Source organism: Streptomyces sp. NPDC033131, from assembly GCF_055578365.1.
In genome coordinates this window covers 36,132-43,052 of the sequence record NZ_JBVIPA010000018.1, presented here as the reverse complement: position 1 = coordinate 43,052, position 6,921 = coordinate 36,132, and the positions used below count along the sequence as shown (strand labels likewise).

5 protein-coding genes are annotated in these 6,921 nt (G+C 72.1%); 4 read left to right on the top strand and 1 reads right to left on the bottom strand.

The genetic code is table 11. The features are described from left to right. Positions 1–17 precede the first annotated feature (17 nt). Positions 18–809, bottom strand: a complete 792-nt coding sequence (locus ACZ5XS_RS23160; protein ID WP_468654141.1) for a SanA/YdcF family protein — start codon at positions 807–809, stop codon at positions 18–20. A gap of 325 nt (positions 810–1,134) precedes the next feature. Between ACZ5XS_RS23160 and ACZ5XS_RS23155 the strand changes: the two genes are divergently transcribed. The 4 genes from ACZ5XS_RS23155 to dnaG all read left to right on the top strand — a co-directional run bounded on the left by ACZ5XS_RS23155 (position 1,135) and on the right by dnaG (position 6,907). Then, on the top strand, positions 1,135–1,947 hold the full coding sequence (locus ACZ5XS_RS23155; RefSeq protein ID WP_468654339.1) for a sirohydrochlorin chelatase: 813 nt from the start codon (positions 1,135–1,137) through the stop codon (positions 1,945–1,947). A gap of 304 nt (positions 1,948–2,251) precedes the next feature. Then, positions 2,252–3,547, top strand: a complete 1,296-nt coding sequence (locus ACZ5XS_RS23150) for a deoxyguanosinetriphosphate triphosphohydrolase (RefSeq protein ID WP_468654139.1) — start codon at positions 2,252–2,254, stop codon at positions 3,545–3,547. Between the two features lie 145 nt (positions 3,548–3,692). Then, positions 3,693–4,958, top strand: a complete 1,266-nt coding sequence (locus ACZ5XS_RS23145; protein WP_468654137.1) for an NAD(P)/FAD-dependent oxidoreductase — start codon at positions 3,693–3,695, stop codon at positions 4,956–4,958. A 47-nt stretch (positions 4,959–5,005) separates the two neighbouring features. After that, complete coding sequence (gene dnaG / locus ACZ5XS_RS23140; RefSeq protein ID WP_468654135.1) at positions 5,006–6,907, top strand: DNA primase; 1,902 nt, start codon at positions 5,006–5,008, stop codon at positions 6,905–6,907. The last annotated feature ends 14 nt before the right edge of the window (positions 6,908–6,921 follow it).

The window sequence follows — 6,921 nt, the reverse complement described above, 5'->3', positions numbered from 1 at the left end:
CCCCACCCCCTCCCCCCTCAACCCCCCCCCCCCCCCCCCCCCCCCCGCCCCCCACCCCCCCCCCCCCCCCCCCCCCCCCCCCCCCCCCCCGCGTCCGCGGCATGATCCGCGGGACAGGCCCTGGCGAGCGCCTCGGTGACCCCCGGCTCCCGAGGCCCGAGGAACCGAGGATCGGGCCGGAACACGGCGTCCAGGGCCGCCTTCCCCGCCGCGAAGATCTCCCGGGCGCCCCCGTAGTACCAGGTCACGTCGTGGACCGCGTCGACCCCGACACCGTACGAGGTGACCCCCGCGGCCTGGCACAGCGCGACCGCCCGCCGGATGTGGAAGCCCTGGCTGATCAGCACGGCCCGGTCGACACCGAAGATCTTCTTCGCGCGGACGCAGGAGTCCCAGGTGTCGAAGCCGGCGTAGTCACTGACGATCCGCCCGTCGGGCACCCCGTGCTCTGTCAGATACGTGCGCATCGCGTCCGGCTCGTCGTAGTCCACGCGACTGTTGTCACCGGTGACCAGAACGACCTCGATGCGGTTCTCGCGGTACAGCTTCGCCGCCGCGTCCAGCCGGTGGGCCAGATACGGCGACGGCTCCCCGGCCCACAGGCCGGCGCCGAAGACGACGGCGACCTCGGAGCGCGGCACGTCCGCCGCCGTCCGCAGCCGGTCGCCCGTCGCGACGTACATCCAGGTCGCCGGAAGCAGCGCCAGCACGCACCCGGCCATGACGGCCTGCACCAGCCGCCGCTGCCCGGCACGGGTGCGCGGCAGGCGGGGTCTGCGCAGCTGTCTGAGCGGCCTCGGCAGTCGCATCGGACGGTCCCTCCCCGGTCGGCTTCGACAGTCAGAGACGTCCTGTAAGGCCCCCCGGTTCGCCACACTCTCTGTGACCAGCTTCACTGCGACCTGCGAAACGGCAGGTCACGCCACCTCACAGCCCCCCTGCACCCCACCGTGAACCCCTCGAAAACACCCGTCATTCCCGCGCAACGGGGCGGCAACCTCCCGCGGCCACCATCGGTTCATGACGGCGACGAGCAAGACGAGCAAGTCGAACGTTCCTGGTGAGAAGACCACGACCCGCCCCGTCGGAGCCCTGCCGCTCCCGGGGGCCGACCTCGACAGTACGGCGCACATCATGAACCGGATCAGCAGCCAGCTCGCCACCCAGCTCAGCCTCGTCTCGCTCGACGGCCGCCGGCGCCCCGAGCCGCCGGCGCTCGTCCTGGTCGCCCACGGCAGCCGCGACCCGCGCACGCTGAGGACCGTCCACACGCTCGTCGAGCGGGTCCGCGAGCTGCGCCCCGGTCTGCCCGTGCACCTCGGTCACATCGAGCTGAACGAGCCCCTGCTCCCCGACACCCTCGCCTCCCTCGGCACCGGCGACGCCGTCCTCGTACCGCTGCTCCTCAGCCGCGGCTACCACGTCAAGCGCGACATCCCCGAGATGGCGGCCGCCGCCCGGGCACGCACCCGCGTGGCCGGCCCGCTCGGCCCCCACCCCCTCCTCGTGGAGACCCTGCACGCCCGCCTGGTCGAGGCCGGCTGGCCCACCCACATGGACGAGACCACCCGCCGCACCAGCGCGGTCGTCCTCGCCGCGGCCGGCTCCCGCGACCCGGAGGCGGCCGTCGACACGGGCCGCACGGCCCACCTCCTGTCGAAGCGCCTGGGCGTACCGGTGGTCCCCGCCTACGCCTCCGCCGCCACCCCGACGGTCGACACGGCGGTCCGCGCCCTCACGGCCCGAGGCCGCGACCGAGTGGCCGTGGCCTCCTACTTCACGGCCCCGGGCCTCTTCGCCACCCAGTGCGCGGAAGCCGCCCCCTGGACAGCCGCTGCCCCCCTGGGCACCCACCCGGCCATGGCCCGCCTGGTCCTGCACCGCTACGACCAGTCCCTGGCAACGGCAACGGCAACGACGCCGGCACCGCAACTGGCCTCCGCCTGAAAACCGCCTGAGCGACAAACGGGGGCGCGCGGAACGGCGCGCCAAGCCACCCCACACCCGCACCCGCGAGGCACCGGAACTGGCGTCCGCTTGAAGACGCCGGACACGGATGCCCACCAAGGGGCGCGGGGAACTGCGCGCCAAGCGGAACTGGCCTCGGCCTGAAGACGCCGGCCAGGCATGCCCACCAAGGGGCGCGGGGAACTGCGCGCCAAGCCACCCCACACCCGCACCCGCCACACAACAGGTCCTGGCAGACGCGTAGGCACCCCCGATTGTCACTACCTGCGCTTACTGTCGAGACATGGAAGGCACCGACCCCGCACACAAGAACCACATCCTGCCCCCCGGCTACGACCCGACGTCAGTCGACCGCTGGGCCACCGAACCGGACAAACGCCCAGGCCGCACCGCCTTCCAACGCGACCGCGCCCGCGTCCTGCATTCCTCCGCCCTGAGAAGACTCGCCGGCAAGACCCAGGTGGTGACGCCCGGCACCCGGAACCAGGCGTGGGACGCCAGCCCCCGCACCCGCCTCACCCACTCCCTGGAGTGCGCCCAGGTGGGCCGAGAGCTCGGCGCGGCCCTCGGGTGCGACCCCGACCTGGTGGAGGCCGCCTGCCTCTCCCACGACCTCGGCCACCCCCCGTTCGGCCACAACGGCGAAGTGGCCCTCAACGAATTCGCCGACGACTGCGGCGGTTTCGAGGGCAACGCCCAGTCGCTGAGGCTCCTGACCCGCATCGAGCCCAAGCGCTTCACCGCCGAAGGCTCCGTCGGCCTGAACCTCACCCGTGCCGCCCTCGACGCCGCCACCAAGTACCCGTGGCCCCGAGGCGCCCACCCCACCGACCCGAAGTCCCCGAAGTTCGGCGTCTACGACGACGACCGCCCCGTCTTCGACTGGGTCCGCAAGGACGCCCCCGGCACCCGCACCACCTTCGAGGCCCAGGTCATGGACTGGTCCGACGACGTGGCGTACTCGGTCCACGACGTCGAGGACGGACTGCACGCCGGTCACATCGACCCCAACTGCCTGCACGCCGAGCCGGAACGCCAGGCGGTCTTCGCGGTCGCCATCGGCCGGTACGTCCCCGAGGACACCGACCCCGCCGAGCTCGCCGAGGCCCTCGACCGCCTCCAGGACCAGGAGTGGTGGCCGCACGGCTACGACGGCTCGGCCGTCGCCCAGGCCCGCCTGAAGGACGCCACCAGCCAGCTCATCGGCCGCTTCTGCCTCGCCGCCGAGGCCGCCACGCGCGCGGCGTACGGCACCGGGCGGCTCACCCGCTACACCGCCGAACTGGTCGTACCCCACGAGACCCGCCTGGAGTGCGCGGTCCTCAAGGCGGTCGCCGACCGGTACGTCATGCAGCGCGCCGAACAGGAGCGGCTGCGGGCCGACCAGCGGATCGTGGTCGCGGAGCTGGCCGAGGCGCTCACCGTGCGCGCGCCGGACGGCCTGGACCCCCAGTTCCGCGCCCTGTTCGACCGCGCGTCCGACGACCGCGCCCGCAAACGGGTGATCGTCGACCAGATCGCGGCCCTCACCGACGTCGCGGCCCGGTCACTGCACGAACGACTGACAGGACACCTGTGAGAGGGCTGAGACGGGCTGAGACCCGAGTGACGTGAAACCAGCCCGTACGTGACACTCCGTGGCCTGAACGGGCCACTCCCTCTTCCCGCATCACGCTGCGTGCGGGACGCTCGCATGTGGCGGCACCCTTACGAGGAGGCATCAAGTGGTCGACGCGGATCAGACATTCGTCATCGTCGGAGGCGGTCTCGCCGGCGCGAAGGCGGCCGAGACGCTCCGAGCGGAGGGCTTCACCGGCCGCGTGATACTGATCTGCGACGAACGCGACCACCCGTACGAGCGCCCGCCCCTCTCCAAGGGCTACCTCCTCGGCAAGGAGGAGCGCGACAGCGTCTTCGTCCACGAACCGGCCTGGTACGCGCGCAACGACATCGAGCTGCACCTCGGCCAGACCGTCGACGCCGTCGACCGGACCGCGAAGACGGTCCGCTTCGGCGAGGACGGCACCGTCGTCCGCTACGACAAACTGCTCCTGGCCACCGGCGCCGAGCCCCGCCGCCTGGACATCCCGGGCACGGACCTCGCCGGCGTCCACCACCTGCGCCGCCTCTCCCACGCCGAACGCCTCAAGGGCGTCCTGGCCGCCCTCGGCCGGGACAACGGCCACATCGTGATCGCCGGCGCCGGCTGGATCGGCCTGGAGGTCGCGGCGGCGGCCCGCGAGTACGGCGCCGAGGTCACCGTCGTCGAGCCGGAGCCGACCCCGCTGTACGGCGCCCTCGGCCCGGAGCTCGGCAACCTGTTCGCCGAGCTGCACCGCGAGCACGGAGTCCGCTTCCACTTCGGCGCCCGGCTGACCGAGATCGTCGGCCAGGACGGCGTGGTCCTCGCGGCCCGCACCGACGACGGCGAGGAGCACCCCGCGCACGACGTCCTCGCGGCGGTCGGCGCGGCCCCGCGGATCGCCCTCGTGGAGGCGGCGGGCCTGGCAATCGCCGAGCGCGCGCACGGCGGCGGCGTCATGGTCGACGAACGGCTGCGCACCTCCGACCCCGACATCTACGCGGCCGGTGACGTGGCCTCCTTCCACCACGCCCTCTTCGACACCCGGCTGCGCGTCGAGCACTGGGCCAACGCACTCAACGGCGGCCCGGCGGCGGCCCGCGCGATGCTCGGCCACGACCTCACCTACGACCGGGTGCCCTACTTCTTCTCCGACCAGTACGACATGGGGATGGAGTACAGCGGCTGGGCGCCCCCGGGGACGTACGACGAAGTGGTGATCCGGGGGGACGCGGGAAAGCGTGAGTTCATCGCGTTCTGGGTGAAGGAGAACCGGGTGCTGGCGGGGATGAACGTGAACGTGTGGGACGTCACAGAGCCCATCCAGCAGCTGATCCGCAACAAGGCCCCGGTGGACACGGAGGCGCTGGCGAACCCGCACGTTCCGCTGGACAGCCTGGCCTCGTGACCCCACGAGTGCGATCGACTGTCACACCACACCCGTAGAATTCACGCGTGGCAGGACGGATCAACGACGAGGACGTGAAGGCGGTACGGGACGCGGTCCCGATCGACGCCGTGGTGTCCGAGTACCTCCAGCTGCGCAACGCCGGCGGCGGAAACCTCAAGGGGCTGTGCCCCTTCCACGACGAGAAGTCGCCGTCCTTCCAGGTCAGCCCGAGCAAGGGACTCTTCCACTGCTTCGGCTGCCAGGAGGGCGGCGACACCATCACGTTCGTGATGAAGGTCGACCACCTCTCCTTCTCCGAGGCGGTCGAGCGCCTCGCCGCCCAGGCCGGCATCACCCTGCGCTACGAGGAGGGCGGGTACAACCCCTCCCACCAGCGCGGCGAACGCATCCGCCTGGTCGAGGCCCACAAGGTCGCCGCCCAGTGGTACACGGAACAGCTGGCCACCAGCTCCGAGGCCGACACCGGCCGCAAGTTCCTCGCCGAGCGCGGCTTCGACCAGGCCGCCGCCGAGCACTTCTCCGTCGGCTACAGCCCCCAGGGCTGGGACCACCTCACCCGTTACCTCCGCGGCAAGGGCTTCAGCGACAAGGAGCTCCTGCTCTCCGGTCTCTCCCAGGAGGGCCGCCGCGGCCCCATCGACCGCTTCCGCGGCCGTCTGATGTGGCCCATCCGCGACATCGGCGGCGAGGTCGTCGGCTTCGGCGCGCGAAAGCTGTACGAGGCGGACAACGGCCCCAAATACCTCAACACGCCCGACACGGCGATCTACCGCAAGTCCCAGGTCCTGTACGGCATCGACCTGGCGAAGAAGGACATCGCCAAGAGCAGCCGCGCGGTGGTCGTCGAGGGCTACACGGACGTCATGGCCTGCCACCTCGCCGGCGTCACCACGGCCATCGCCACCTGCGGCACGGCCTTCGGCACCGACCACATCAAGATCCTCCGCCGCCTCCTCATGGACAACGGCTCGGCCCGCGTGATCTTCACCTTCGACGGCGACGCGGCCGGCCAGAAGGCGGCCCTGCGGGCCTTCGAGGACGACCAGAAGTTCGCCGCCGAGACGTACATCGCGATCGCCCCGGACAACATGGACCCCTGCGACCTGCGCCTGGCCAAGGGCGACGAGGCGGTCGCCGACCTGGTCGAACCCCGCACCCCGCTCTTCGAGTTCGCGCTGCGCCAGATCGTCGTCCGCTACGACCTGGACACCCCGGCCGGCCGGGCGGCGGCGCTGGACGAGGCCGCCCCCATCGTGGCCCGCATCAAGAACAGCGGCGCCCAGCACGAGGTCGCCGTGCAGCTCGCCGGCATGCTCGGCATCCTCGACACCCAGTTCGTCGTCAAGCGGGTCGCCCAGCTGGCCCGTTGGGCCCGCGACCGCGGCGGCCAGGGCCCGGCACCGCAGCGCGTCCGCGGCCAGCAGTACGACGCCCCGTCCCGGCCCGCCGTGTCCGGCCCCGCACTCAACCTCCGCAACCCCGTCTACGCCACCGAGCGCGAGCTCCTCAAACTCGCACTCCAGCGCCCCGACCTGGTCTCCCCGGCCTTCGACGCGTACGGCATCGACGAGTTCACCGCCCCGCCCTACGCCGCCGTCCGGCAGGCCGTCATGGAGGCGGGCGGCGTCGAATTCGGCACCCAGGACCCGCAGGAGTACCTGGTCCGGGTCCGTGACGCGGCACCGGACGACACCGTCCGCGCGATGGTCACGGAACTCGCGGTCGAGGCGATCATGCGCAAGACGGTCGACGAGAACTACGCGGGCGAACAGCTCGTGACCGTACGCCGCAGGGCCGTGGCCCGCCGCATCCCCGATCTGCAGAGCGCCCTGACCCGGCTCGGCCAGCACGGGGACCCGGCCCAGGTCGCCGCCATCCAGAACGAGATGATGATCCTCACGCGGTACGACAGAGCACTCCAGGAGCAGGGCCCCGCGGCACTCTGAGGCCGGACGGCGAG